Origin of the sequence: Mesorhizobium sp. M0244 (assembly GCF_040321795.1) — a bacterium.
Lineage (GTDB): Bacteria > Pseudomonadota > Alphaproteobacteria > Rhizobiales > Rhizobiaceae > Mesorhizobium.
In genome coordinates this window covers 33,729-60,006 of the sequence record NZ_JAMYSE010000017.1, presented here as the reverse complement: position 1 = coordinate 60,006, position 26,278 = coordinate 33,729, and the positions used below count along the sequence as shown (strand labels likewise).

General features: G+C 62.6%; 23 protein-coding genes. 6 read left to right on the top strand and 17 right to left on the bottom strand.

Going from position 1 to position 26,278, the window contains the following annotated elements:
- Positions 1 to 17 precede the first annotated feature (17 nt).
- The 3 genes from NKJ08_RS13830 to NKJ08_RS13820 form a co-directional block, all read right to left on the bottom strand.
- Entirely contained in the window at positions 18 to 692 is a 675-nt protein-coding gene (locus NKJ08_RS13830; RefSeq protein WP_352524501.1) for a LuxR C-terminal-related transcriptional regulator, read from the bottom strand.
- Positions 689 to 2,041 carry a sensor histidine kinase gene (locus NKJ08_RS13825; RefSeq protein ID WP_352524697.1) on the bottom strand — a complete coding sequence of 451 codons (1,353 nt, stop codon included), beginning with the start codon at positions 2,039 to 2,041 and terminating at the stop codon, positions 689 to 691. Before NKJ08_RS13825 ends, NKJ08_RS13830 begins: the two co-directional genes overlap by 4 nt.
- 237 nt (positions 2,042 to 2,278) lie before the next feature.
- Entirely contained in the window at positions 2,279 to 3,793 is a 1,515-nt protein-coding gene (locus tag NKJ08_RS13820; RefSeq protein ID WP_352524503.1) for a S10 family peptidase, read from the bottom strand.
- Positions 3,794 to 4,062: 269 nt separating this feature from the next.
- On the opposite strand from NKJ08_RS13820, the gene NKJ08_RS13815 reads away from it, so the two are divergent.
- A complete protein-coding gene (locus tag NKJ08_RS13815) occupies positions 4,063 to 4,566 on the top strand; it encodes a hypothetical protein (protein ID WP_352524504.1) in 504 nt (167 codons plus the stop codon).
- A gap of 96 nt (positions 4,567 to 4,662) precedes the next feature.
- On the opposite strand, the gene NKJ08_RS13810 is transcribed toward NKJ08_RS13815, so the two are convergent.
- Positions 4,663 to 5,997 (bottom strand): four-carbon acid sugar kinase family protein, encoded by a 1,335-nt coding sequence (locus NKJ08_RS13810; protein ID WP_352524505.1) that lies wholly within the window; start codon positions 5,995 to 5,997, stop codon positions 4,663 to 4,665.
- A gap of 4 nt (positions 5,998 to 6,001) precedes the next feature.
- Positions 6,002 to 7,252 carry a 3-oxo-isoapionate-4-phosphate decarboxylase OiaX gene (oiaX, locus tag NKJ08_RS13805; protein ID WP_352776755.1) on the bottom strand — a complete coding sequence of 417 codons (1,251 nt, stop codon included), beginning with the start codon at positions 7,250 to 7,252 and terminating at the stop codon, positions 6,002 to 6,004.
- 184 nt (positions 7,253 to 7,436) lie between these two features.
- On the opposite strand from oiaX, the gene NKJ08_RS13800 reads away from it, so the two are divergent.
- Positions 7,437 to 8,150: a transcriptional regulator NanR gene (locus tag NKJ08_RS13800; RefSeq protein WP_352524507.1), complete on the top strand. Its 714-nt coding sequence runs from the start codon at positions 7,437 to 7,439 to the stop codon at positions 8,148 to 8,150.
- Between the two features lie 70 nt (positions 8,151 to 8,220).
- On the opposite strand, the gene NKJ08_RS13795 is transcribed toward NKJ08_RS13800, so the two are convergent.
- Entirely contained in the window at positions 8,221 to 8,442 is a 222-nt protein-coding gene (locus tag NKJ08_RS13795; protein ID WP_352524509.1) for a hypothetical protein, read from the bottom strand.
- On the opposite strand from NKJ08_RS13795, the gene NKJ08_RS13790 reads away from it, so the two are divergent.
- Positions 8,426 to 9,634, top strand: a complete 1,209-nt coding sequence (locus NKJ08_RS13790) for a GlxA family transcriptional regulator (protein ID WP_352524510.1) — start codon at positions 8,426 to 8,428, stop codon at positions 9,632 to 9,634. The genes NKJ08_RS13795 and NKJ08_RS13790 overlap by 17 nt on opposite strands.
- A gap of 78 nt (positions 9,635 to 9,712) precedes the next feature.
- Here NKJ08_RS13790 and apnL read toward each other — a convergent pair whose 3' ends face one another.
- The 10 genes from apnL to NKJ08_RS13740 all read right to left on the bottom strand — a co-directional run bounded on the left by apnL (position 9,713) and on the right by NKJ08_RS13740 (position 22,753).
- Positions 9,713 to 11,620, bottom strand: a complete 1,908-nt coding sequence (gene apnL / locus NKJ08_RS13785; RefSeq protein ID WP_352776754.1) for a D-apionate lactonase — start codon at positions 11,618 to 11,620, stop codon at positions 9,713 to 9,715.
- Positions 11,617 to 12,651, bottom strand: coding sequence for a Gfo/Idh/MocA family protein (locus NKJ08_RS13780; protein ID WP_352524513.1), 1,035 nt, complete (start codon positions 12,649 to 12,651; stop codon positions 11,617 to 11,619). Before NKJ08_RS13780 ends, apnL begins: the two co-directional genes overlap by 4 nt.
- 2 nt (positions 12,652 to 12,653) lie before the next feature.
- Complete coding sequence (locus NKJ08_RS13775) at positions 12,654 to 13,718, bottom strand: ABC transporter permease (RefSeq protein WP_352524514.1); 1,065 nt, start codon at positions 13,716 to 13,718, stop codon at positions 12,654 to 12,656.
- Entirely contained in the window at positions 13,715 to 15,259 is a 1,545-nt protein-coding gene (locus NKJ08_RS13770; RefSeq protein WP_352524515.1) for a sugar ABC transporter ATP-binding protein, read from the bottom strand. The genes NKJ08_RS13775 and NKJ08_RS13770 overlap by 4 nt, the downstream gene beginning before the upstream one ends.
- Entirely contained in the window at positions 15,256 to 15,909 is a 654-nt protein-coding gene (locus NKJ08_RS13765; RefSeq protein ID WP_352524516.1) for a DUF2291 family protein, read from the bottom strand. Before NKJ08_RS13765 ends, NKJ08_RS13770 begins: the two co-directional genes overlap by 4 nt.
- Positions 15,910 to 16,005: 96 nt before the next feature.
- Positions 16,006 to 16,947, bottom strand: a complete 942-nt coding sequence (locus tag NKJ08_RS13760) for a D-ribose ABC transporter substrate-binding protein (RefSeq protein ID WP_352776753.1) — start codon at positions 16,945 to 16,947, stop codon at positions 16,006 to 16,008.
- 266 nt (positions 16,948 to 17,213) lie between these two features.
- Positions 17,214 to 18,041, bottom strand: coding sequence for a phosphogluconate dehydrogenase C-terminal domain-containing protein (locus tag NKJ08_RS13755; RefSeq protein ID WP_352524519.1), 828 nt, complete (start codon positions 18,039 to 18,041; stop codon positions 17,214 to 17,216).
- Positions 18,042 to 18,147: 106 nt separating this feature from the next.
- Positions 18,148 to 19,167 carry an ABC transporter permease gene (locus tag NKJ08_RS13750; RefSeq protein WP_352524521.1) on the bottom strand — a complete coding sequence of 340 codons (1,020 nt, stop codon included), beginning with the start codon at positions 19,165 to 19,167 and terminating at the stop codon, positions 18,148 to 18,150.
- The gene (locus NKJ08_RS13745; RefSeq protein ID WP_352524522.1) at positions 19,164 to 21,647 is read right to left on the bottom strand and encodes an ATP-binding cassette domain-containing protein; all 2,484 of its coding nucleotides are present in this window, start codon (positions 21,645 to 21,647) and stop codon (positions 19,164 to 19,166) included. The genes NKJ08_RS13750 and NKJ08_RS13745 overlap by 4 nt, the downstream gene beginning before the upstream one ends.
- 80 nt (positions 21,648 to 21,727) lie before the next feature.
- Complete coding sequence (locus NKJ08_RS13740) at positions 21,728 to 22,753, bottom strand: ABC transporter substrate-binding protein (protein ID WP_352524523.1); 1,026 nt, start codon at positions 22,751 to 22,753, stop codon at positions 21,728 to 21,730.
- A gap of 254 nt (positions 22,754 to 23,007) precedes the next feature.
- Between NKJ08_RS13740 and NKJ08_RS13735 the strand changes: the two genes are divergently transcribed.
- From NKJ08_RS13735 to NKJ08_RS13725, 3 genes are all read left to right on the top strand, one after another.
- Positions 23,008 to 23,682: a DUF2161 domain-containing phosphodiesterase gene (locus NKJ08_RS13735; RefSeq protein ID WP_352524525.1), complete on the top strand. Its 675-nt coding sequence runs from the start codon at positions 23,008 to 23,010 to the stop codon at positions 23,680 to 23,682.
- 149 nt (positions 23,683 to 23,831) lie between these two features.
- Positions 23,832 to 24,257 (top strand): hypothetical protein, encoded by a 426-nt coding sequence (locus NKJ08_RS13730; protein WP_352524527.1) that lies wholly within the window; start codon positions 23,832 to 23,834, stop codon positions 24,255 to 24,257.
- Positions 24,258 to 24,300: 43 nt separating this feature from the next.
- On the top strand, positions 24,301 to 25,491 hold the full coding sequence (locus NKJ08_RS13725; RefSeq protein WP_352524528.1) for an NADH-quinone oxidoreductase subunit D: 1,191 nt from the start codon (positions 24,301 to 24,303) through the stop codon (positions 25,489 to 25,491).
- Positions 25,492 to 25,770: 279 nt separating this feature from the next.
- Here the strand turns inward: NKJ08_RS13725 and NKJ08_RS13720 are convergent, their stop codons facing one another.
- The gene (locus tag NKJ08_RS13720; protein ID WP_352465792.1) at positions 25,771 to 26,202 is read right to left on the bottom strand and encodes a hypothetical protein; all 432 of its coding nucleotides are present in this window, start codon (positions 26,200 to 26,202) and stop codon (positions 25,771 to 25,773) included.
- Between the last annotated feature and the right edge of the window lie 76 nt (positions 26,203 to 26,278).

The window sequence follows — 26,278 nt, the reverse complement described above, 5'->3', positions numbered from 1 at the left end:
CGTGCGGCAATTTTGGCTCAAGCATGATCGCGAACAGACGGATGCCGGCGCTCAGTCGCGTCGCGCAAGGTCATCGCGGCTTCGGTCCTGTTGCTGACGTTGAGCTTGGCCAGGATTCGCGTCATGTGGTGCTTTATCGTTTTCTCATGCAGGTTCAGCCGAAGCCCGATCCGCTTGTTGCTCAGTCCCGCAGCAACCAGCGTCAGGATCTCCCTTTCGCGGCTGGTGAGTTCGGCAAGTCCGTCAGCTTTCGCCGGCTCATTTGATAGAGCCGAGAGATCGGCCAACAGGCGCGCCGACAATTGTGGACAGACATATCGTTCGCCCGACGCTACCGTGCGCAGGATCGCAGCCAACGTCCTCGACCCGACCCCTTTCAGAACATAGCCCCTTGCCCCGCTCTGCAACGCCGTCATTACGTGCTGGTTTTCTTCCGAAACGGTCAGCATCACGATTTTCAGTGCCGGATGCCGCTCCAGGGCCGGTCCGATCACGCCAAGGCCACCCCCAGGCACCGAGATGTCCATCAGCAGAATGTCGGGCTGCCGGTCTTCGACTATCCGCAAGGCATCGTCTCTGCTGTCTCCTTCGCCGACGATCTCGAACCCGCCGATCTGATCGAGCGTGCGAACAACGCCTTCCCTGAATAGCGGGTGATCGTCGACGATAGCGAGCTTGATGGCTGCGGTCATGTCTGCCCCATTTCAATGATGTTGAGGGCCATTCTTACGACTGTGCCACTTTGTGAGGAAGTCACGGTAAACTGGCCCCCTAGGCTTTCCACCCGCTCGCGCAGCCCAACGAGCCCCAGCCTCTCGGGACGCACGATTTGCGGGTCAAAGCCGGGGCCGGCGTCGGACACTTCGATACAAACGCGCTCGCCGTCGAAATGTTTCTCGACCGACTGACCTTCACCTCCGGCATGGCGAAATCCGTTGTTCAGCCCCTCCTGGACGAAGCGGAAGATGCAGATCTTGGCCGCCGGCGACAATGTCGCATGGCCGCCGGTCATCGATAGCGCCACTTTGGCTCCGGTTCGTTCTTCGTGCGCCTGCACGGCAAGCTCGAGAATTTCGGCCAATTCTGCATGCTCGATATGCGGCAGGACAAGGCCCTTGCTGATGCTCCTGATCTCGCGCATGGCATCGTCCAGATGTGCTTTGATGGTTAGCAATTCCTGTGCACGTTCGGCTGGCGGCGTCGCGGGATCGGCAATGACGGGGCTGTCGATTCCCAGCGCCGCGAGAGCAACCAGTTGCGCGGGCCCGTCGTGCAAATCCGCACCGATGCGCCTGAGATAGCGTTCGTTGAGTGCGGTGGCGCGCTGCGAGGCACGCTGCACCCGCAGCCTCAACAGTCTGTTTTGAGCAAGCAGATCGGAGAGTTCGGCAATGCGCTGCTTCAACGAGCGGCTCTGCGAGCTAATCGTGCGGCTGCCGCGGAACACGATTGCCGAGAGCCCAAGGAAGAAAGCCGCTGTGACGGCGGCAACGTCCAGCCAGGTTCGAATGAGTGCCTGATGCAGGTTTCTTTCGAAATCAGTGGCGACCTCGTAGAATTCCGAAACGGCCACCACTTCCCCCGACCATGGCTGAAGCACCGGGTTGTAGATCTCGAGGAGATGCAGGCCGCTGGCTCTTTCGGCCTGGCTATCCGGATCGTCGAGCTTGTCGAATTCCGAAACCATTTGGCCTGCGAATGCCGCCCGGAGATTGTCGCTGGGTTCAAAGCGCTTGCCGATCAATGTCTTGTCGGTCGAATACAGGATGGTTCCGTCGCGACGCCAGAGCTTGAAGGATTCGAGCCTTGTGCCGAGTGCGCCTTGCCCCAGCGTTTCATCGAGCGCATGGGCAACGCTCTCATCTAAGACTTCGCTCTTGCGCATATCCGGAAGCAGTGGCGCGATGACGCTGTCCACGTAAAGAGCAGTAGCGGAAGCCGAATTCTGCGTGACCACGGCTTCTATGTGGCTCGTGACGGAAATCCCCACCACCACCATGGCCGACAGGGAGAATAGACCGCCCGCGAGCAGGAATTGCATTGCCAGCGACAGCGCATTCCAGCGGTCGACAAGGCTTGTCAGCCTGTGTGGCTTGGTGTTCCGAATGGCCCGCTCGGCAGCACGCCGCGCCAGTGGCGCGATTCTGGAGAGCCGGCTAATCCGTTGTCGAACGTCGCTGAAAGACGCCATCCTGGATCTGTAACCGATCAATCGCGAAGGAACTAGGGCTTGCGGACCGGACGAAAAGCGCATCCGGCGTTTTTTGCACAGACCGCCTCATTGCGTCGTCCGATAAAGTTCGGACGCGGCCTGCTTCAGCGCTGCCCGGCCATCTGGCCTCAGATACATCATATGCCCGCCTTCCAGCACCTCGCTGCGAATGGGCTTTGCGCCGGCAAGCGAAGGAATTTGACCAAGCAGGTAGCGCGAGGTCATGTAGGGCGTCACCAGGTCGCTGTAGCCGTTGACGATCAGCACACCAAGGCTGGGGTTCAGTGCCCGCGCCTGTTGCAGGTCGTCCATGACGCCGGCATAGCCCTGACGCGTCGGGCTCGTTCCGTAGTCCCAATTGCCGCTGATTTCGTGGTTGAGAAGCCGGTAGCTGATATCGGTGCGGAAGTTCAACTCGTCGCGCACATAGCCGACAAAGGCGGAGGTGAGCGCCGGCACGCTTCGGTCGAGCACCGGATCTGGACCGTCGACTCCCAGGCTCTCTGGCGCCACGTCCGCCGTCTCGATGGTACCGTCATAGGCGCTGAGAACATTGCCTTTTGCCCGTGCAAACTCCTTGGCGAAGAGCCCTATGGGAATGCGTGCAAAGTGGCGCTGGACAAGATCGAGCGGCAGACCGGTGACTGTGGCGACGCGCTGGCTCGCCAGGTGTCCACCTTGCTCCAACCCGCCGGCAAGCGCCGCCAGATAGTCACCGAGCGCATAGCGTTCGACTTCCGCCAGCCGCTCCTGCAGAGCCGGGCCGGAAACGCCTTCGCTGTGCAGGCGCACCGCCGCCAGCGACGGCAGCTCAAGCGCCCAGTGGAGCGGCTGGAACTCATCGGGGCGCACCAGCGTGAATTCGAGTGCCGGCGAGATCAGCACGACGCCGCTCGGGCTGATGCCGGTGTCTTCCTGAAGCTTCCTGGCGAGCAATGCCGCCCGAAAGCCGCCATAGCTTTCGCCGGCAAGAAACACCGGCGATGCCGTGCGGTTCGTCTGCGCCAGATAGAGCCGGATGAACGCGCCTATCGAGGCGGCGTCCTGACTGACGCCCCAGAAGCTGTGTGCTTCCGTGCCGGGCGCTTCGCGGCTGTAACCGGTTCCGACAGGGTCGACAAAGACCAGGTCGGTCATGTCGAGCCAAGTGTCGGGGTTATCGAACAGCCTCTGTGGCGGCGGCAGGAAACTTCCATCGGCCGCCGTCGCCAGGACCCGCGGACCGAGTGCGCCGAGATGCAGATAGGCGGAGGCCGCTCCCGGACCGCCATTGAACACGAAGGTGATCGAGCGCCGCGGATCCGGTCCCGTTTCTTTTCCGGGGTGCAGGGCATAGGCGACGTAGAAAATCTCGGCGGTGATATCGCCTGTGCCGGACGGCAATGACAACGTGCCGGCCTTGGCCTCGTAATCGAGCGTGCGTCCGGCAATGACGATCGAATGATCGGAAGTCTGCGGCGGCGGCAGGAGCGAGAGAACCCCGCCCGCAGGCGGCCGCTGGGCCGTCTCGGCATGACCGGACCCAGCGCCGGCGACCAACAGCAGAAGAGCGAGGGCGATTTCTTGCAGCTTGATAGGCATGACGTCTCCGGAGCAACTGGCTGGAAACTAGCACACCGTCGGCCGAACCAAAGTCACAGCACCGTGCGCCAGTACATCTGACAAAAGGGGTCGGGGGTGGGAAAGCCCAGGCGGAAGATAGGGCGCGAGGGTCACGGCGGCAGCGTCAACCCCTTGCAGCAGATACGCGGTGGCATAGCGTGCCAACGACTTCGTGAATTTCTGCCGGTTGACTCGATTGGCTCACTTCCTAGGTTGGCATTGGGGCTCCCGTGCAATCCGAAGTTGGTATGACATCTTTCCACATCCGAAAGCTTGCCCTTCTCGTTCTATCGGCAAGCGCCGCCATCCTGTCCTCCTGCGTCATGCCGGACGACACGTCGAGCAGTGCGAAGGAAGACGCCACGGCGGCGGCCGCCCGCAAGGAGATGGTCGGCCTCAGCGAAGCGGACGTTCGAATGTGCGCCGGCTTTCCGACCGCCACCGCCGATGTTGGCAGATCCGGCCAGATCTGGACCTATCAGCGCGTCGTTCAACGCGGCAATCTCAACATTGTGGTTCCGACCGTGGCCATTGGCCCCGTCCCGGCGCTCGGAGGTTCCGTCAACGTCGCCCCCGGCGGCTATTGCAACACGCAAATTCGAATGATTGACGGCCATGTTGCCGAGATCGCCTACGCCGGCGACAACAACCTGCCGAACAACCGCGATGCGCTCTGTGTCAGCACGGTGGACGCCTGCGTCGCCTATGCCCGTCAGCGCCATCCAGTCAGGGCGATGGCCCGTACGAGGTGACCCGGATCAAGCACGCCGCTGCTGGTTGCTTTGCCGGCTAATGGATTTTGCCGAGCTCCGATTTGAGGACCAAACGACTTACCTAGATCCATGCTCTCAACCGCCGACCCCATCGCGAATAGCGCAGAAATAGCGGTCGGTTCCGACCTGCCCACCTTTGAGGGCAATTTCCAGCCCGTCAATCGCCTTTATGCGCGAATGCGCGAGACAAAGCGGCGAGCCCGGCGATGCCGGTAGCGGCATTCGCACCGTCAGCGCATCGACGCCCATCTGGCCAAGTGCATGGCTCGACGTGTCGCCGCCGGCGATAACCACGCGCTGCAGTCTCTGCTCGAGCGTCAGTTCGCGGAGAAGCTCGCCAAGGCCGCGGCCAAGCTTATGGCGGGCGCCTTCCCAGAGATCGATTTCAGCACCGCGGTCGGCCGCGGGTCCGAGCGCGGTGTAGAGGATGACGCTGCGCCCGGCTGCCAGACTGGAGCGGCCGGTTGCAACCGCGCGCGCAATAGCGTCGTCGGAAGCCTCAGAAACCAGTTCGACCGGGTCGAGCTCGATCCCGTCGAAGCCATCGGCCAGAGCATGCCGGATCTGTCGTTCCGTCGTCGGCGAGCAGCTCCCCGAGACCACGGCGATCCTGTCGGCAGCGCCCGGCGGCGAAAACGCGGGGTTGGCATCCACGATCCGGTTCGATGCCCATTCAGCCAGCAAGGCATATTCGATGCCCGAAGAGCCGACGACGAAATAACCGCCCGGCTTGCGAGCGCGCCATATCTCCTTGCCGGCAAGCGCCTGGGTTTCCAGGCTGTCGACATCGACAAGCACGATGTCTGTGCCATTCTCCACAAGCCGGTCGAATGCTTCGGACCGCGACGCCGCTTGCAGCGTCGCCAGGTCGACCAGCCCAGAGGCGAGGTCTGTCTGACGCGACAGATGGATCAGCAGATCGGACTCATCCATCGGCGTGGTCGGATGACGGCTCATCACGGGATGGCGATCGATACGGAAATATTTGTCGCGATAGGCCGCGAACAGATGGCCGAATGCGGTGTAGCGCTTGAGCTGCGGCGCGCCGACGACCAGCGGCACGCTATCTTGCCGGAAAACCGAGCGGCCGATCTCGATCGCCCTGCCGATGCTGCCGATCGCCGGGCTGGAATCGAAGGTCGAGCAGACCTTATAGTGGCAGATCTCGGCGGTAAGGGTTTTCAGCCAGGCGAAGGCGTTGCGCAGATGCGTGTCCATCCACTGCGGCGTCTCGCTTCTGCTGGTGCCGGCCAGCCCGATGGCGCGGCAATGCGCAAACTGCGAAAGCAGCGCCTCGTCGGGCTGGCGCATGAACAGCACGGTCGGCACCCCGCCGAGCTCGAGCGCCTCCATCACGTCGGTCGAGCCGGTGAGGTCGTCGCCATAATAGCTCAGAAGCAGGCTCTGCATGGCGTCAGGCCGCCTTGCCGTCGCCGAACTTCTCGATCGACTGCGCCAGCTCGACATGGCTCAAGGCATAATCCGCCAACGGAATGTCTTGGACCGCCGCCTGCCAGGCTTGCTGCACGGCGCGGACGCCGGCGCCCGGCCCGTCCGGGTGGCTGACGATGCCGCCGCCGCAGAGATAGAGAAGATCGACCGTCAGGCCGGTCCGCTGGAAGGTTTCAGGCGCTTGCCCGCCCCACTGGCCGGAGCCGGCGACCGGCAATGCGCAATCGGCCGGCGAAAAGATCGGCGTGGTCACCGCCTTGAACGATTCGACGAAGGACCAGTCCGGTTCCCAGTATTTCGAGGCGATGCCGTTGATCTGGAACTGGTCGACGCCGAGCAGCCGCCAGAACTGCTGCCAGACCTTGAAATCCATGCCGAGGCCGGGATGGCGGGTGAGAATGTCCCAGCCATTGCGGTGGGCGTGGAGCACCAGCTTCGAGCGTTTTCTTAGAAAGGCCATGCCGCCGAAGCCCACGGAATTGATGTTGACCACCGCGCAATTGCCGCCGGCCTTTACCACCAGATCGTGGTTGCGCATCATCTCGTCGGGATCGGCATGTGAGATGCCGAAGGCATACATGACCTTCTTGCCGGTCTTCTGCTCCTGGTCGAGGATCAGCGGCATGATTGCCTTCACCCGCTCCGACAGCGGCGAATAGGCCGGGCTCATCAGCTTCTCGTCGTCCTTGATGAAATCGACGCCGGCGGCAATCAGCTCTTCCACCATTGCGGCCGTCTCGTGCGGGCGGAGCCCCAGCGCCGGCTTGACGATGGTCCCGATAATCGGACGATCGGTGACACCGGTCAGCCTGCGGCTGCCCGTGACGCCGAATTGCGGGCCTGGATGCGCGCTGCGGTACTCCTCGGGTAGCTTCATGTCGACGACACGGATGCCGGACAGGCCCTTGATCGAAAAGGTGCCGCCGATGGCGATGGTCATCAGCGCCGACAGGTCGGTGCCGATGGCGTCCTGCGGAAAGCCAATGTCGACGTCGGCGCGTTTGAACGGGCCATTGCTTGCTTCTGGAAGTGACGGCCGGTCCGCGTCCGGCAGATGCCGTATCGCTAGGACGCGCGCCGCGACCCTGGCCTTGAGCTCTTCGGTCTCGCCGGCCAGCGCGACGAAGGTTCCGGTCGACTGGTCGCTTGCGATCTTGGCCGCCAGCGCCTCGATATTGCCTGGCGTTTCGATGCGATAAGTAAGAACAATCATATTCGCGCGGCCTGCCGGGGTGAGTTCGAAAAAGGTTCCTTGGCCCTCGAAATCTGGTATAATGAGTACATAAGCATTGCAAGCCCTATCCGGCCTGGCAGGTAAGGGCGAGGGGGCGACAGGCGTACCGGAATTCGCGGCGGAAATGCTAGATAGAGGCCGGTCATAGGAGTGATTCGCGACGATGAACCGTTCGGAGCCGATCGTCCGGCGCAAGCTTTCCGACGAAGTATTCTTGAGACTGAAGCGCCTGATCACCAGCGGCGAATTGCTGCCGGGCGACGACATGCCGTCGGAGCGCGAATTGATGGAGCGCTTCGAGGTCGGCAGGCCGGCCATCCGCGAGGCGATGCAGGCGTTGAGCAATATGGGGCTGGTCGCGATCTCGCATGGCGAGCGGGCCAAGGTGCTGCAGCTGACCGCCAAGTCGATCATCAAGCAGGTCGACGGCGCGGCCAAGATCATCCTGTCGTCATCGAAGGACACGCTGGAGCACCTCAAGAACGCGCGTATCTTCTTCGAGCGCGGCATGGTCAAGGAAGCCGCTGAAAAGGCCACCGCCGAGGATGTGCAGCGGCTGCGGGCAACCGTCGCCGAGCAGCGCAGCTTTCGCGGCGACTCGGAAGCCTTCATATCCGCCGACATGAAGTTCCACACCCAGATCGCGGCAATATCCGGCAACCCGATCTATGTCGCGGTCAGCGAGGCAATGCTTGGCTGGCTAAAGGAGTACCACACCGAAATGCTGATCTGGACCGGCAAGGAAAAGTTCACGCTGACCGAGCACGAAGAGATCATCGGACGCATCGAAGCCAAGGATGCGGATGGCGCCGAGAAGGCGATGATCAAGCACCTCGAACGCTCGCGTGCGCTTTACGTGATGAATTCCGGCAACTGAAAAAGAAGCGCAGTCCCGACCGGCTTAGCGGCCGGGACCCTGTTCATCGGTTTTTCTGACTGACCAAAGATTAGGATGCAGCTTCGGGGCAAGCGGCAACATCCCGAGGCAACACCGTATTCCGCTGCTTCAGCGTCAGCGCAAGAACCGCCCCGAGGAGAGCCGCCGCCGCCGCGAACCAACCGGCGACGCGCAGCCCGTTGACGACATCCGGTGCGACGCCGGCCTGCCCGCCCAAACCGACCCCACCCAAACCGACTTTGGCCACCGCAAGAATGGCGGCGAGACCCAATGCAGCGCCGATCTGCAGGGAGGTCGACGCCAGCGCCCCACGAACAAGGCGTCGGCGCCACTCCGGAAGCGGCAGCTACGAACAGCGTCGTAAAGGCGATGCCGCCGTCAGCAAGCCCGTATACGGCCATCCTGGAGGCGCCGCGCTTTTTCTGGAATTGGCAATTTTGACAAAGACTATGCTAGACTTGCCATCCGACGAGAACGACACCGGGAGTACCGCAATGGCTGTCAGGAGCCTCCACGTTGTGATCTGGCTGCCGTCGAATTTCTATTCGGCCGTCGTCTCCACGCTCGTGGAAATGTTTCAGCTTGTGAATGACGTCTGCCGTTCACAGGTTCTTTCATGTGAGTTCGTTTCAAGGGGCGCGCCGTCAACATCAAGCACCGGAATTTCCTTCCCGACAAAGGCTCAACCATCCCGAAAAATGGATGTCCTGATTCTCATTGCGATGCCGGGTGTCGAGATTCCGGAGCTTCTGCGCTCGCTCGACGAGGAGAGTGAACATTCAAAACCGCTAATAGCGCTCGCGCAGCAGCAGGACGCAATCATCGCCGCACATTGCGGCGCATGTTATCTGCTCGCCAATTCGGGATTATTGGACGGCAAACGCGCGACGATATCCTGGTGGCTGAAAACCGAGGCAAGCCGCCGGTTTCCGCAAGTGCGATGGGACTCTTCCCGCCTGATCATTCGCCAGGACCGCCTTTACACATGCGGAGGCGGGTTTTCCGGACTCGAACTCGCCAGGGCTTTGCTGATCGATCTGGGCTTCTCAAAGGAGGAGCGGATCATTCGAAAACTTCTAGTTCTTCCTCCGCCGCGCAAATTCCAGAGTCCCTACGAATTTCCTCTCGACGAAATTTCGAACGAGGCCAGCCCATTCGAGAACAAGCTGCGCGAGCTCTCGAAAGACAAGATGCCAGAAATCGATTTGAAATTTCTCGCAACCGAATTGGCGATGTCTTCGCGAACCCTGTCTCGCAGATTTTTCGACGAGCTCCAGACAACGCCGGGAAAATGGATCCAGGAAAGGCGGCTGGAGTTGGCAAAATCGATGCTTGAGGAAACGAAACTGAGCGTTTCAGAAATTTGCTATCGGGTGGGATATCAGGACGTCGCTTCGTTCAGCCGTCTTTTTTCCAAGACCACTGGAATGGCACCAGGCGAGTTTCGAAAGCAAATCCGGTGACAAGTCGGCAGCGGAAGTGCTGCGGCTACGGGCAACCGCTGCGGAACTGCGGCGACTCATGAACCCTGGCAAATGACTTCAGCCGATCCGGACGATTGCGTAGGGCGTCATCGCAAGACGGTCGCGGCCCGACGTGTCTCGCTGAATCTGGCGTGACATTCGTCCATCCCAGAGCTTCAGAGGACCCTGATCGGAGCCGAGCCCGGAAACATCGACCGGAACGTCATCAGGGGTAAGGTTCGCCAGCCAGATGATGATCTTGCCTGTCTGGGAGCGGCCGGCCACTGCCAGCACCCGCGTCTCATCGGTCGTTGTCGCCGCCACATGCGCATGGCCGGCCAACTCGCAAAGTCCTTTCACCGCGTGGAAAATCAGCCGAGCTGTACCTTCCTCGACCGGTTCACCCGACGAGGCCAACACGCCGAACGGCCCGGTGAAGCTGCAGAGCGTGAGCATTTCGAGCCCCGCCGGAGCGACGCTGGCGGCGTAGCCGATCGTCCATGCGGCTCCGAACAGCCCGGCATGGCGAGGATCGCGGTCGGCCATGGCGATGCGCTGACTGTCGGGATTGGCCTTGGTCGCACCGCCATAGGGATTCTGGCGCATGGCAATGGTCGACGGCCCGATCCGATAGGGTTTTGGCCCGAAGATCGCCCTCACCGAGGCTGTGATGAAAGGCAGCGCCTCCAGCGATTGCATGACGCTGAGATCGTCGGCGGCGTGCACGATCGGGCATGTACAGTGGGTGACGAAATCGAGGAGGTCCGCAGGAACGCGCTTGCGGTTGAGCTCGGTGAAATAGCTGACCATGCCGCCGCCGAGGCGGATGTCGGGAAAGGCACGCCGCGCCGCGGCATAAACGTCTTCGAGCGGCGGGCATTGCGGCCATGCGCTGCCCGGCGGCGTCGACTGCCGGTCGACCGAGGGCGAGACGGCAATGGCCGAGAGCTTGAGACCGGCCTTGCGCACCCCGTCGGCGGCGCCTGAGAGCTCGGCGTCGAGATCGCCATCGCAGGCAATGACACATTCGAGCGTTGTCCGGACCGGATAGGCGGCGGCGAGCTGGGCGTAAGCCCTCAAGGCGTCGAGCCCATGGCCACGCGTCGGGTCGTAGTGGAACATCAATTGCTGCGGACCAAGCTCGGACAGCATCGGCAGCTTGCCCAGCGCGGCCTCGACCTCATCCGGATAGATGATCACGCCGATATCCGGCAGCGCCGGTCCGGCTTGGCCGAGCGTGACGCGAATTGGTTCGGCGGTTGCCGCAGCAGCTGGCACTTTCCCGCGACCCTCTATCCGCAAGCTGATGGTCTGGCGGAAGGTCTTGCCGGCAGGCAGCACATAGGGCCATGGCAGCGCGAGCGGCCGGACATAGGTCTTGTACGACGCATCCGACCAGTTGCGCTGGTCCTCCATCTCGAACGTGTCGCCTTCCGTCCGGCATTCGGCGGTGACGCCCGGCCGGACCTCATGGGTGATCGCCCGTAAAGCCTTGAAAGGTTGCCAGGGATCGATCAGCTCCGGAAGCCGCGTCGCGACCACACTGCCGTCGGTATGCTCGATCGTGACCGGGCTGCCGGCCAGGCCGGCTATCGGATGCAGAATGCAGAAGCCACAGCGATTGGTTTCGAAATCGCTGTCGGGAAGAGCGCTCACGTCGAAGACCAACTGGCCATCGGCGGAGCCCTTGATGGTCGCGCGGAAGCCAAGCCGGCTGCCGTCCGGTGCTTGGCAACTTGCCGAATAGCTGACGGAAAAAGCCTCGGCATCCTGCTCGATGGTAAGGTCGGCCAGTGTCGGCTCGTAGGTGCCCCAGTCGCGATCCCTGACGATGTAGGCGATGGCGCGCAGAACTTCGGTGCCGCCATGCCGAATGGTGCGCAGATTGCCGTTGACGAAGTCCGCCGTCAGCGCGCCGGCGCGCAGCCTGACCGGTTCGGCTTCAACGGCACGTGTGCCATAGAGGAGGAAGGCGTCGGCTGTCATTTCAGCAAGGCGTCGAGTTGCACCGGCTCCCGGCTTGCGGCGCCGGCATACGCCGCCTCTACCAGCGCCAATGTCTTGAGATTGTCCGCGCCCGAGGTCGCGGGCTCGGTTCCGTTGGTCAAGCAATCGACCCAATGCCGCTGGATTGCGACGACGCTTTCCTGGATGTTGTGCCATGGTCGCGATGCCCAGGCCAGCAGCGGTGGCGAGACGTCGCTGACGACTGTCCCGCTCCTGCCGGTGACGGCGAGCTGGTAGCCTTGCGCCAGCCGGATCGTGCCATCGCTGCCGTCGATCTCGATCAGCGTCTCCGGAAACGGCTCTGTCGCGAGCTTGCTCGCGTAGCTGCAGTCGACCACGGAGGTCGCGCCGCTCGCATGGTCCATCAGCATCGTCGCGACGTCCTCACCGGCGATATTGGGATTGATGCGCGCCGTTCGCGCAGTGACCGTCGAGACGTCGCCCAGCAGAAAGCGGGCGATGTCGAGGATGTGGATGCCGAGATCCTCGATGATGAAGCGCCTTCCGGTCGCCAGATAGGGCTGGCCCGAAAACACGTCATAGGCAGAGCGGAACGAAATCCGTCCGAAGAAGGGCGTGCCGATTTCGCCGCTGTCGAGCACGGCGCGCACCGCCTGGATCGGCGACTGCCAACGAAAATTCTCATGCACCATCAACGGCACGCCGGCGTCGGCGCATGCCTTCACCATCGCCTTGGCGTCGGCAAGCGTCGGCGCGAACGGTTTTTGGCAGATTACCGGCACGCCGTGCTGCGCCGCCATCTCCACGAGCGTTCTGTGGCTTGGTGCGGTGGTGGCGATGTCGACGAAATCCAGCCTTTCGCCGGCAAACAAAGCAGCCGCGTCGGTATAGCGCCGCGCGACCCCGAACTGGTCGCCGACGATCCGCAGCCGGTCCGGATCGCGGTCGCAGATGGCGGCGATCGAGGCTCCCTCTATGTCGCCCCAGGCATGCATCTGATTGACGGCGAAGAAGCCGCAGCCGATCAGCGCTCCACGCAGCTCCGCCACGGTCAGCCTGCCTTTGCCATCTGCATCAGCGTGACACGGCTCTGCAGTCGGCGTTGCGCCTGGTCGACGACGACGGCGACGATGATAACGAGGCCCTTGATCACCATCTGCCAGAACGAGCTCACCCCCATCATCACCAGCCCGTCGGAAAGGATGCCGATGACGAAGGCACCGACAATGGTGCCGCCGATCGTGCCGCGGCCGCCCGACATCGAGGTGCCGCCGAGCACCGCCGCGGCAATGGCGTTCAGCTCGAAGCTCTCGCCGGTCGCCGGATGCGACGCCATCAGCTCGGACGAGATGATCAGCCCGACGATCGCGGCGCAGAAGCCAGAGAACATGTAGACGAACATCTTCACCATGTTGACGCGGACGCCCGAAATTCGCGCCGCCCGTTCGTTGCCGCCGACCGCGAAGATGTGACGGCCGAGCGGGGTGTATTTGGCGAGATAGGCCGCCCCTAGCGCAACAACGAGCAAAATCCACAATGCGACCGGCAGGCCGAGCAACCGGCCGGCGCCGAGAAAGCCGAATCCGGTGGTGCCGAGCTCCGGCTTGCCAATGAGATTGGGGAAGGTGCGCCCGTCCGACGACAGCAGCGCCAGGCCGCGCGCGACATAGAGCACGCCGAGCGTGGCGATGAACGGCGCAACGTTAAGCCTGGTGATCAGCAAGCCGTTGACGGCGCCGATCAATATGCCGACGGCAAGCGTGATCAGCGCGATCTCGAAGACGTTGAAATAGATGGTATAGCCGACCTGCAGGTCGATGCCGTTCAGCACGAGATAGCCGGCCACCATGCCGCACAGCCCAACGATCGAGCCGACCGACAGGTCGATGCCGCCGGTGATGATGACGAAGGTCATGCCCATTGCCAGAAATGCATTCAGCGCAACGTGCTTCGACATCAGGATAAGGTTGGCGGCCGACAGAAAATTGGGTGCAGCGATCGAGAAGAATAACAGCACCGCGATCAGCGCGATGAACGTCCTCGCCTTCATCAGCGTCAACAGGACCGAGCCGCTCGACATGGGGGTGACCGCCGCCTTGGCCGGAATGTCAGTCATGCGCCTTGCTCTCCATGCGGGACCGGTCCGTGGCCGAGCGCCGAGGCAGCGACAAGGGCCGCCTCAGTCGCCTCGGCGCGATCGAACATGCCGGTCAATTTTCCATTGCTCATCACCGCGATCCGGTCGGACAACGCCATCACCTCATCAAGATCCGAGGTGGCAAACAGGATCCCCAAGCCGTCGCGCGACAGCTTGCGCATGGTGCGGAAAACGTCGGCCTTGGCGCCGACGTCGATGCCACGGCTGGGCTCATCCATCAGCAGCACCTTCGGCCCGGTGAGCAGCGCCTTGCCGATGACCACCTTCTGCTGGTTGCCGCCCGATAGCGACGAGACTTCCTGCGCCGGGTCGGCGACCTTGATCGCCAGTTCGCGTACCGTCTGGGCCACCGCCTGTCTTTCGGCGGCACCGCGAATGTGGAATAGACGCACGAACCGGGACAGGCTTGCCAGCGTCAGATTGCTGGCGACGGAGAGGATCGACACCAGCCCTTCGCGCTGGCGGTCTTCGGGGATCAGCGCCAGGCCGCGCCGGATGCGCCGCGTCGTGTCCCGCTCGTGCACCTTCTTGCCGGTGATGAATATCGTTCCGGTCGAATGGCCGTGGCGGCCCATGATGCAGTCGAACAGCTCGCTGCGTCCGGCTCCCATCAGGCCGTAGATGCCGAGAATCTCGCCGGCGCGCAGCGAAAGCGAGACATGGTCGACCGCAAGTCCGCCGGTGGCGCGCGGCAGGCAAATGTCCTCGGCGCGGAATATCTCTTCGCCCGGCACATGGCCATCGGCTTTGGCGAAGTCCTTGGCGTCGGAGCCGATCATCTGCCGCACGATCCACTGCGTGTTGACGTCTTTCATCTCCGCCTGGCCGGTGATACGCCCATCGCGCAGCACGGTGATGGTGTCGCCGATGCGGATCAGTTCCTCGAGCCGGTGCGAGATGTAGACGATTGCGACGCCGCGCGCCTTGAGGTCGGCAATCACCTTGAACAGGATCTCGACCTCCGCCGCGCTGAGCGCCGAGGTCGGTTCATCCATGATCAGGATGCGCGCATCGAGCGAAACCGCTTTGGCGATCTCGACCAGCTGCTGCTGGCCGATGCGCAGATCCTCGACCAGCATGTCCGGCCGGATGCCGGCTTCCAGGCGTTCCAGGAATTCCGCCGCGCGGCGCTCCTGCTCCCGGCGGTCGATCTTGCGGAAGCGGTTGGTGATTTCGCGGGTCGCGAAAATGTTTTCGGCGACAGTCAGGTTGCCGAACAGGTTGAGCTCCTGGAACACCATGCCGATGCCGCGGTTCACCGCGTCCCCGGATGAGGAGAAGGAGACCTCTTCACCGTCCAGCAGAATGCGCCCGAGGGTCGGCTGCTCGACACCGGCGATGATCTTCATCAGCGTCGATTTGCCGGCTCCGTTTTCGCCGACCAGCACGTTGACCGCGCCCTTGCGCACCTCAAAATTCGCACGTTTGACCGCGACGGTGCCCGAATACACTTTCGAGACATCCTCCAGCTTCAGGATGACGTCTTGATCGCCGGTCATGGCTTCGGCCCGATCTCTGCCTCCGCCGGCGTCACCAGCGGCAGGTCCTGGCCACTGCCTGGCGTATAGGCGCCGAGGATCTTGACGCTTCGGCCCTCGAGTGCCTCGCGCGGCAGCTTGGAAAGCACGGTCTTGTCCGCGTAGGCGTTGAAGGCCTTGCCGAATTGGGCGAAGTCGATCTGGTTGGTGAAATCGTTGAATTGAATGAAGTCGAGGCTGTCGCGCAGCGCGGTCCCACGCATGGCGGGGCCGATCTGCACCCGCGCATCCGCCTTGCCGTCGCCGTCGGCATCGACGTCCATCGTCGCCGCGCGTGACTGTGTATTGGCTGCAACGACCTTGCCCTCGAGCCGGACGGCGAAGGTCCATGGCGAATTCGCCTGCTTATTCGGATTGCCGTATTTGGCACCGGCAGCGGCGGGATCGGTCTTCGCCAAAGCATGAACCTCGGGAAACGGCCCGGCCTTCTGCTGCAGATAGGGTATCACTTTCGCCGCCCAGATGTCCTCGACCATCTTGTCGGGATTGAAGCCCGTGGCATTGCCGCTGGTATCGCCTGACGGCGTCGGCAGGATCTTGCAGGCGGTCAGGCTGACTATTGCTGCAAGGAACGACGCGACAAGGATCGGCCGGGTCAGCTTGTTGAACATGTCGGCTCGTTCGGCATGGCGGTCAGGAGCACCCAGGGAAATGGAAGCAAGGGACGAACCGAAGGCTCGTCCCTTGCTGCTTGATGTTACGCCGGCTCAGTTGGTGAGCGCGAACGTCTCCAGCTTGGCGGCATTGTCGCCATTGACCAGGACGCAGTCCATCAGCTGCTTTTCCTCAGGTGGAGACTTCTTGTTCTTGATGAAGTCGTTGGCCTGCTCGACCGCCATCTGCGCCTGCGCGAAGGCCGGCTGCAGGACCGTCGCCTTGATGCCGCCGGAGGTGATCGAGTCGCGCACGTCGTTCGACCCGTCGAAGCCGACGACGATGACGTCCTTGCGACCGGCAGCGGCAAGTGCTGCATAGGCGCCCATCGCCATCGTGTCGTTGCCGGAGATCACGCCCTTGATGTCCGGATTGGCCTGGAGGATCGATTCCATCTTGGAGTAGGCCTCGGTCTGGCTCCAATTGGCCGACTGCTGCGCCACCATCTTCAGGTCCGGATAGTCGTCGATGACGTCGTGGTAACCCTTGGAGCGGATGCCGGCATTGGTGTCGGATTCCTTGCCGACGAGCTCGACGAAATTGCCCTTCTCGCCCATCAGCTTGACGAATTCCTGCGCGCCGAGCTGGGCGCCCTGATAATTGTTGGAGACGATCTGCGCCACGGCGACGCCGGTGGCATTGATCTCGCGATCGATCAGGAATGAGGGAACACCCGCATCCTTGGCCTTCTGCATGGCAGCGACGGTGGCGTCGGCGCCGGCATTGTCAAGGATGATCGCCTTGGCGCCGCGGCCGATCGCCGTGTCGATCAGCTCGGACTGCTTGTTGGCGTCGTCGTCATGGACGAGCACCAGCGCTTCGTAACCGAGTTCCTTGGCCTTGGCTTCCGCACCGACGGCTTCCGCCTTGAAGAACGGATTGTCGTGCGAGGGCGTGATGATGGCGATCAGATCCGCCGCGTAGGCGGGTGCGGCGGTGCCAAGCGCCAGCATGCCGGCAAAAGCCGCAAGCGTCATTCTGCGTGTCAGTTTCATGTATTCCTCCCGTTGAAAACCCGTGCCTTGATCCCAAGGCTGTATGCATTCAATTCGTTGGCCAGCGCAGATCGCGGATCGCGTCAGATTCATAAGCCTTTTGCCGGCTTCACCTCGACGGATCGCTTCCCCGCTATCCTCCACTCGTCCAGGCCCTGAGCTTGCTGCGAAGCTTGATGGTCCGAGCCATCGAACAGCTAAGCCAACTGGTATGATGAGTCAATGACAATTTCAGGTGACATGTCCCGGAAGACGCGTCGGCACCCTCAAGTGATGCGCTGAATGCTCGCAGCAATCTCCTCCGGCTCGAACACCCGCTTCCAGTCATCGCGCATCAGCACCGGCTTGCCGAACTCTATCGCCTTGTTGCAGGCGTCGGAGAACACGCCTTTGGTCTCGCCGAAGATGACGGCGCCAAGCACGTTCATATGGCCAAGCAGGAAGTCGAGCGCCGCCTGCCTGTCGACCCCGCGCGCCACGACTTCGTCGACGGCCTCTTTCATAACGACGAGCAGTGAAGCGCATACCGTTTCCGAAAGGCCGGGCTCGAGCAGTGCCATCTGATCGACCGTGACGCGATGCGAGCGCATGACCGGGGCCCAGATGATCTTGGCGATTGCTTCACCCTTGGCGAAATCTTCCTCGGGTCCCTGCATCAAGGCGCTGACCATGTGTTGCTTGGCCTTGACGCCGCCGAAATAGTCCTTCTTGGCCGCCATGTCGGTCTCGTCGTTGAAGATCGGCGGATGGCACGGGTGGGTGACGAAATAGGTCAGGTCCGGCCGCTTCGGCAGGTGGCCGGCGAAAGGTGCTGCGGCGTCGAGCACGACGACCATGGTGCCGGCGGCAAGCTTGCTCTCGATGCTCGCCGCGACCTTGCCGATATGCGTGTCCGGCACCGCCAGGATCACCACATCGGCGCCATCAAGCGCCTCATCGGCACTGACCGCGTCGATGCCGAGATCCGATTTCAGCCGCTCGCGACCGGCGTCGCTGACCTCGACATGGCGTATCGTATAGGGAGATCCGCGAAAATTGGTCGACAGGCGGTAACCCATTTTGCCGCCGGCACCAAACAGCGCAATCGTTGTCATTGTCCGTTACTCCTGATTTCCAACGACGGCTCTGCCGATCGTCATCCTATTGACCTTGTATGCACACTGCCGCCGGTTGGCGGATTAGACAGGCGGGAGCCGCCGCTCAGCTTGGCCCATCCCTGGCCAGCGCTCCGTCGTCGTTGCTTGCGGGTTCGACGGAGGGTCGCCTCGCCAACGCCTGCCGCCCGGCAAGGGCGAGCACGAAGATGACGACGATGCCCTGGACGATGTCCTGGGCACCGGGAGGCAGGCCGATGATCTGCATGGTGGTGACGATCAGGATCAGAAGAATGCTGGCAAACAGGGTGCCGATCGCGGTCGCCGAGCCGCCGAAGATGAGCGTCCCGCCCAGCACCACCGCGGCGATCGACTGCAGCAGATAAGGCTGGCCCATCTCGAGGAAGGCGCCGCCGATATAGGCCCCGAGCAGCAGGCCATCGAGCGCCGCCAGCACCGATGAGATGATGAACGCCGATGCGATCACCGGACCGTTGCGGATGGCCGCCAGCCGCGCCGCGGTCCGGTTCTGGCCGACCGCCGACAACAGCTGCCCGAACACCGTGTAGCGCAGCACGAAGGACGCGGCCGCCACCCCCAGGATTGCGATGACGGTCATGATCGGCACGCCCGCGACGCGGCCCGTGGCCAGATGTTTGAGCGTCGGGCTGACGGCGAATCCTGTTATCGCCCGGTTGGACAGCAGCGTCGCTGTCGCCAGCACATAGCCGGTCGCCAGTGTGGCGATGATCGCTGGTATGCCCAGCCTGACGACGAGCAGCGCGTTGAGCGCACCGACCGCGAGGCCAAGCACGATTGCGACAAGGACGCCAATGGCAAGATTGGCGTCCTGGCCTTTGATGGTGAGCAGCGCGACGAAGGCGCTGAGCGTAATCACCGAGGCGACCGACAGATCGATATTGCCGCGCCCGGTCGTCACCACGAACATCTGGCCGATACCGGCGACCGTCAGGAAGGAGGCCGAAAGCAGGATGCCCGACAGGCTGAACAGGCTGAACCGGTTGGTGACCGCCGACAGTACGAGCCACAACAAAAGCACGCCAATCGCCGACCAGATCCAGCGGTTCCTCTGCGCCCAGATGCTGAACGCGTTCAGCGCATTCATTGTTCGCTCCTGCGGTCGGCCGTCAGGCTGCGCAGCGTCAGCAGTGCTATGAGGATCAGTCCTTGCGTCGCGGCATTGAAATCGCTGCTGACGTTCAGCGTGCCGAGCAGCGCCCCGATCAGCGACAGGGTGACGGCACTGACAACGGCACCGAGCGGCGAGATGACACCACCCAGCAAGGCACAGCCGCCCATGACCACGGCCGCGACGCTGAGCAGCGTGAACGAGTTGCCGGAATTGATGTCGCTCGCCGTGTTGATCGCGGTCAGCGACAGGCCGGCGGCTGCGGCGAACAGCCCCGACACCAGATAGCGCACCAAAGCATAGCACGTCGGCGACCAGCCGGAGCGAATCATGGCGGTCGGATTGTTGCCGAAGCCGCGCAGCACCACGCCGAGCGGCAATCGGTCAATAACGAACGCGATCAGCGCAACGATGCCGATGAGGATGATGGATGTTGGCACGGACCCCAGTGACCAGTTGACGAGGGCCGACAGCCATTCGGGACTGGCGCCGCCGGGCGTCGGCTGCAGCGAATAGCCAAGGCCCATCCAGATGAACGATGCGCCGAGCGTAACGACGATCGCCGGAATCTTTCGCGCCTGGATCAAGCCGCCAAGTCCGGCATAGGCGGCGACTGCCGCCATCAGCGCCAGGGCGCCAAGCCATGGCCGGTCATAGAGCAGCGTGGCGCTGAGCACGCTGACAAGGCCGGCGAAGGCACCGACGCCGAGGTCGATTTCGCTGCCTCCGACAACGAACATCTGCGCCGCCGTCACCAGCACCAGCGACAGCGCCGGCAACAGAAGCAGGTCTAGGCCGAAAACCGAGGCGACCGCCGGATTGGCCCAGATCATGACGGCCAGCACGACGGCAAGGCCGATAAAAGGCGCCGCATTCATCAGCCGCCGGGCAAATCTGGCCGCAGGCCCATCCCCTCGGAGAGTGCCGGCGAGCCGGTCCGCTGGCTGGGCGAAGGACGCGCCGACGATGGCTTTCTCGGTGATCGCATCGCCGGCCAGCTCCCGAACGATCCGTCCGCAGGCAAAGACCAGCACGCGATCGCAGGCCAGCAGTTCGGCGTCCTCAGTCGTGTGCCAGACCAGCGTCCGTCCGCTGCGCGCAATCTCGTTACAGAGCCGGTAGAAATCTTGCTTGGTGGCGATATCGACGCCGCGCGTCGGGTCATCGAGAAGGATGATCGGCGTCTCGGCGACCAGTGCCCGCGCAACCAGCGCCTTTTGCTGATTGCCGCCGCTTAGCTCCGTGATGTTCGAATTGAAACGTCTGTCATCGAGCCGCAGCCGGCCGGCTGCGCTAACGGCCGCATCGTGGTTGACGCGATCGGAAACAAGGCCCAACACCGGGCGGCGGGCAAGGGCGCCGATGCTGATGTTCGACAGCACGCTCCACAAGGGAAACACGCCTTCCTTCTGGCGGTCTCCTGCTATGAAACCGGCGTCGGCATGTCTTATGACTGCCGCGCCCTGTTTGCGATCCGGTTTGAAGATCGCGTGCAGCAGCTCCTTCTGGCCGCTGCCCTCGAGACCGGCCAGGCCGACGATCTCGCCGCGAACAATGTCGATGTCGCGGCCAAGTTCGGACGTCAGCGTACCGGAGAGTTGCACCAGCACATCCGCGCTGGAAGCGGCTGCGACGGCGTGCTGATGGACCGGATTGGCGTCGCCGCCCATAAGCTGCACCAGCTTTCCGATCGACGCATCCGCGACAGGGCCATGCCAAGCAGTGCGGCCGTTGCGCAGCACCACGATCTGCGTGGCGATGTCGATGATTTCCTGAAGCTTGTGGCTGATGAAGATGAACGCCAACCCCGATTTCGCTCGCTCACGGATGAAAGCCCTGAGCTGCCTCGAACGATCGAGGTCGAGGGAAGATGTCGGCTCGTCGAGGACAATGAGCCTCACGCCGGGCGTTGCCGCCGCGCGCGCAATCTCCACCATTTGCCGTTCGGCAATGGAGAGATGGCCGATTTCGGCATCTGCATCGATGCCGTTCCCTGGAAAGACCGCGTCGAGCGCCGAACGGGCCCGAGCCTTGTAAAGCGTTCTCCAGCCAGGCCGGCTCGCCGCATCCGCAGGTGTTTCCAGGAAGAAGTTCTCGGCGACAGACAGGTTGGCGCACAGCGACAGTTCCTGGTGCACCATGCGGATGCCACGCTTTTGCGCCTCTCCCGTGTCGTAGTCGCTGAAACTCACCACTTCGCCGCCGAACGAGATCGAGCCCAGCGTCGGCCACATGGCACCGCACAGGATGCGCATCAGCGTCGATTTTCCAGCACCGTTACCGCCGACCAGCCCGATCACGTCCCCGGCCGAGACGGAGAGATCGATGTCCGCATTTGCGAGTGTCGGTCCGAAGCTCTTGCTTATCTGCCTGAGCGAAACCACGCTTTGCCGGACAGGCATCACCTGCCCCGCAAACGCGGCATCTCCCGGGTCGGCAAGGGCAAGATGGGACATTCTCGTCTCTGTTTCTTCGATAGCGGTTGCCGGGCGTGATCCGTCGAGGCGGCGCCCGGCCGAAGTGAAGCGTGGCCGCCTCATTTCTTGGTCAGGAGATTTTCCTTGACCCAGTCCAGCGAATAGCTCGGGCTGATGATCTGGCCGCCCGGCAGCTTCGCGTAGTCCTTGAGGTTGCCGGCGTCGACCGTCGCCACCGGCATGATCATCAGCTTGGGCGCTTCGGCTCCCTTCAGAAGCGACAGGCCGAGCCAGAACGCTGCGCCGCCAATGCCCGGCGTGGTGTTCATCGAGACGGTCTTGTAGCCGTTCTTGGCGTTTTCTTCGGCCCACCATTTGACGAAGTCGGTGCCGCCGCCGCCCTCGATGATCGGCATCTTGCCTTCATATTCGCCGCCATACTGGACGAAGGCCTGGGCGATGCCGACGTCGTCGCTGCCGCCTTGTGCCAGCACCGCGTCGACATGCGGCAGGCTGGGCAGCACGTTGGCGATCGCCGCTTGCGCGACCGAGGCGGTCGCTTGGCCGTAGACCGTCGCAAGCACCTTGATTTCGGGGTATTTCGCCAGCACCGACTGCTGCGAATTGTACATGTCGTTATCCGGCGCGGAGCCTTTCACGCCACGTACCTGCAGGATGTTGCCCTTGCCGCCGAGCATCTTGATGACGGCCTCGGCCTGGGCTGCCTTGTAGCCCTTGAAGTCGAAATTGAGCTGGTAGTTGCAGGGCGCCGACGCGACCGAATCGAAGGAAATGACGATAATGCCGGCGGCGCAGGCCTTCTGGATGACGCCGTTGACTGCGGTTTCCGAGGCTGCGTCGACGGCCAGCACATCGACCTTCTTGAGGATCAGCTCGGCGATCTGGCTGTTTTGCTGCGCCACGGAGCCGTCGCCATTCATGATGATGTAGTCGGCGATCTGACCGGCCGCCTTCGCCTCCTTGGCCGAGGCTTCGAAAGCCTCGACCATCTGGTGGCGCCAGGTGTTGCCGTAATAGGCGTTGGCGAGCGCGATGACCGGCGCGTCCGGAGACGCCATTGCCGGCAGCACCGCCGCGCTGGCCAGCGCGGCGCCGGCAAGCGCCGCCACAGTTGCAAATCTCATGGTATTCCTCCCAAAAACACGATCGGCTCAGTCTGTCATGTCGAGCACAGCGCAGCTACGTGGAGCACGCTATCTCAGGTACATATTATACCAGCATACCAAATTGGCAAGCGCCCGTGGCGCGGCTCTGCCCCACCGGCGAGCCGCAGCAATCGCTTAGGTTTGGCCGTCGTTTACCTCCTGTTCAACGGCAAAGAGCGATCATCGCGCTGAACCGCCAATAGGGCAGGATGATTCGCAACGGACGAAGGCCAATGCTCGAGACCTCACTCTACAGCCCGGTCAAGACCTTCCTCGAAGGCTTGGGATTTATGGTCAAGGGCGAGATCGGCGGCTGCGATCTGCTGGCGCTGAGCGCCGACTCTCCACCGATCGTCGTCATCTGCGAGCTGAAACTGAAGTTCAATCTCGAGCTCGTGCTCCAGGGCGTCGACCGTATGGCGGCGAGCGACGAGGTCTGGCTCGCAGCCCGCATGTCGGTCCGCGGCAAGGGCCGTGAGAGCGATGTGAGGTACCGGAATCTCTGCCGTCGCCTCGGCTTTGGCCTGCTTGGCGTGCACGCGAACGGCGAGGTTCAGGTGCTGCTCAGCCCGACGGCATTGGCTCCGCGTCGGGATCCCCGGCGTCGCTCGAAGCTGGTCGACGAACATCGGCGCCGGCAGGGCGATCCTGTCGCCGGCGGCGGCTCGCGTGCGCCGATCATGACCGCCTATCGCCAGCAGGCGCTCGCGTGCGCCGCAGCACTCGCCGATGGCCCACAACGGCCGCGTGACTTGAAGCCCAACCTGCCGAACGCGCCCAAGATCCTGCTGCACAACGTGTATCGCTGGTTCGCGCGCGCCGACCGCGGGGTCTACGAATTGACCGATCTGGGCCGCGAAGCATTGCAGCGCTGGCCGCAGCCGCATCGCAGCCACGCCGCCGCCTGAGACAGCCAACGCCGGATTTCGCGCTCTGCTTCCGCGACAATCACGGCTTTTCGGCAAGACGGCCATCTCCGTGACGGAACCATATTTCGGCACGATGGTTGTGTCGTCACCGAAATGATCATCCCCTGAGCAAAACGGAAGGAAAGGTCATGCGCCTATCGACGACAATTGCCACACTTTCGGCACTGGCCCTTGCCTCGCCGGTCTACGCGCAATCCGTGGGACCAGAGCTTGCCCCTGTCCCGCCGACGGCCCCGCAAACCCTGCCCGAGCAAGCCACGCCCGAAGGGGCCACGCCCGACCAGGCTACACCGGACCAAGCCTTCTCCGCCCAGAATTTCACCGCTGTGACGATCGTGGCGATGGAGGATCTGCCTCCTGAAATCAAGGCACAGGCGGAGGCTGTGGTCACCCAGACCAGCGCCGAGGATTTGCGTATCCTGCAAAGTTCGATCGACGCATCACCGCAGGCAGCATCAGCACTGGCGGCGAACGGCCTTAATTCCACGCAGGTCGTGGCGGCCAATATCGACGGCGACGGCACGCTGACGCTGATCATCCAGACGACGACATGAGCGGCTGAACGCGGACAAACCCGCCTAATTGCGGAGGACTGTCATGGCCGAGGCTGCGGTTCGCAACTTCACCATTAATTTCGGGCCGCAACATCCCTCTGCTCACGGCGTCCTGCGGCTGGTGCTCGAACTCGACGGCGAAATCGTGGAGCGCGCCGATCCTCACATTGGCTTGCTGCATCGCGGCACCGAAAAGCTCATCGAGTACAAGAACTACCTGCAGGCTCTGCCCTATTTCGACCGGCTCGACTACGTCGCGCCGATGAACCAGGAGCACGCATTCTGTCTCGCCGCCGAGAAGCTCCTCGAAATATCGGTTCCGAAACGCGGGCAGCTCATCCGCGTGCTTTTCTGCGAGATAGGCCGGCTCCTGTCGCACCTCCTCAACGTCACCACGCAGGCCATGGACATCGGCGCGCTGACGCCGCCGCTCTGGGGTTTCGCCGAGCGCGAGAAGCTGATGGTCTTTTATGAGCGCGCGTCCGGCGCCCGCATGCACGCGAATTATTTCAGGGTCGGCGGCGTGCATCAGGATCTGCCGCCGGAGCTCCTCGACGACATCTGGAATTTCTGCGATCCGTTCCTCAAGGTCTGCGACAATCTCGAAGGGCTGTTGACCGACAACCGCATTTTCAAGCAGCGCAATGTCGATGTCGGCGTGATCGGCCTCGATGATGCCTGGGCCTGGGGCTTTTCCGGCGTGATGGTGCGCGGATCGGGCGCCTCATGGGATCTGCGCAAGGCGCAGCCATACGAATGCTACTCGGAGATGGATTTCGATATACCGGTCGGCAAGCATGGCGACTGCTACGACCGCTATCTCGTACGCATGGAGGAAATGCGCCAGTCGGTCCGGATCATGCGGCAATGCCTGGAAAAGTTGCGCTCGCCCGAAGGCCAGGGGCCGGTCGCGATCCCGAACAGCAAGATCACGCCGCCGCCGCGTGCTACAATGAAGCGCTCGATGGAAGCGACGATCCATCACTTCAAACTTTATACCGAAGGCATTCGCGTGCCGCGCGGTGAAGTCTATGCCGCCGTCGAGGCGCCGAAAGGCGAGTTCGGCGTCTATCTCGTATCGGACGGAGGCAACATTCCCTACCGATGCAAGATCCGCGCACCTTCCTTCGCCCACCTGCAGGCGATGGATTTCCTGTCCCGAGGCCATATGATCGCCGATGTTGCCGCGATCATCGGCTCGCTCGACATTGTGTTTGGAGAGATCGACCGCTAGAGCGGATCGAAGAATCTTCCGCGATCGCAGGATTGTTTCGTCCTTAGCCAGATCGCGCATGCCTGAACGGCGCTCGAAAGCCCGTCGGATGAAGGCTCAATTGCCGCGGGTCAGCTCAAATTCTCACATCGCAAACAGACGCATGGCCGCGACAAAGCGCAGCCAAGCGTCGAGGAGTTTCACAATCTGTGCGGCCCGACGGCGCACGAGCCCTTCCAGATTCGGAAGCGCTCTCCACGGCGCGGAAAGAACGCGTGTTCCGCCGTTCCTCGTACCGCGTCAATGCACGATCAACCCCTTCATCCAGGCAACAAATCTGTTGCCGCGGACTATCCCGCGCACCCTGGCAGCGGCCCATCGCGCTTGCATCGTAGCACCGACATGGCAATGGCAGACGATTTGGTGCAACTGCCGGTCGCTCAGTTCGAAGAAGCGCTTTGCCTCACCATAGGTATCGTCATTCAGGCCCATGGCACGCAGAACCGGATCCTCGAAAGCGACAGTGAGCGGCGTCCCAGCGCCACGCGATCTGTCACGCGCTTCCCTGTTCATATATTCGGTGCCCGGAAGCGCTCCAAGGCATCGCGTCGGGTTTTGCTCGAGAAGTTCTGCCCAACGTTCAATCCGCTGGTTTCGAGTCATCGCCGGATACGCCGCGAAGGACTCAACTTCCGCGACGGCATGCAGTTGGTCGAGTGTTTGATGTTTCATGGTCGGCTCCTGTCGACAGGTGAAATTGCCCACGCCTTTATGAGCAATTATCGCGCCGTGGAGCGCTGACAAGGCC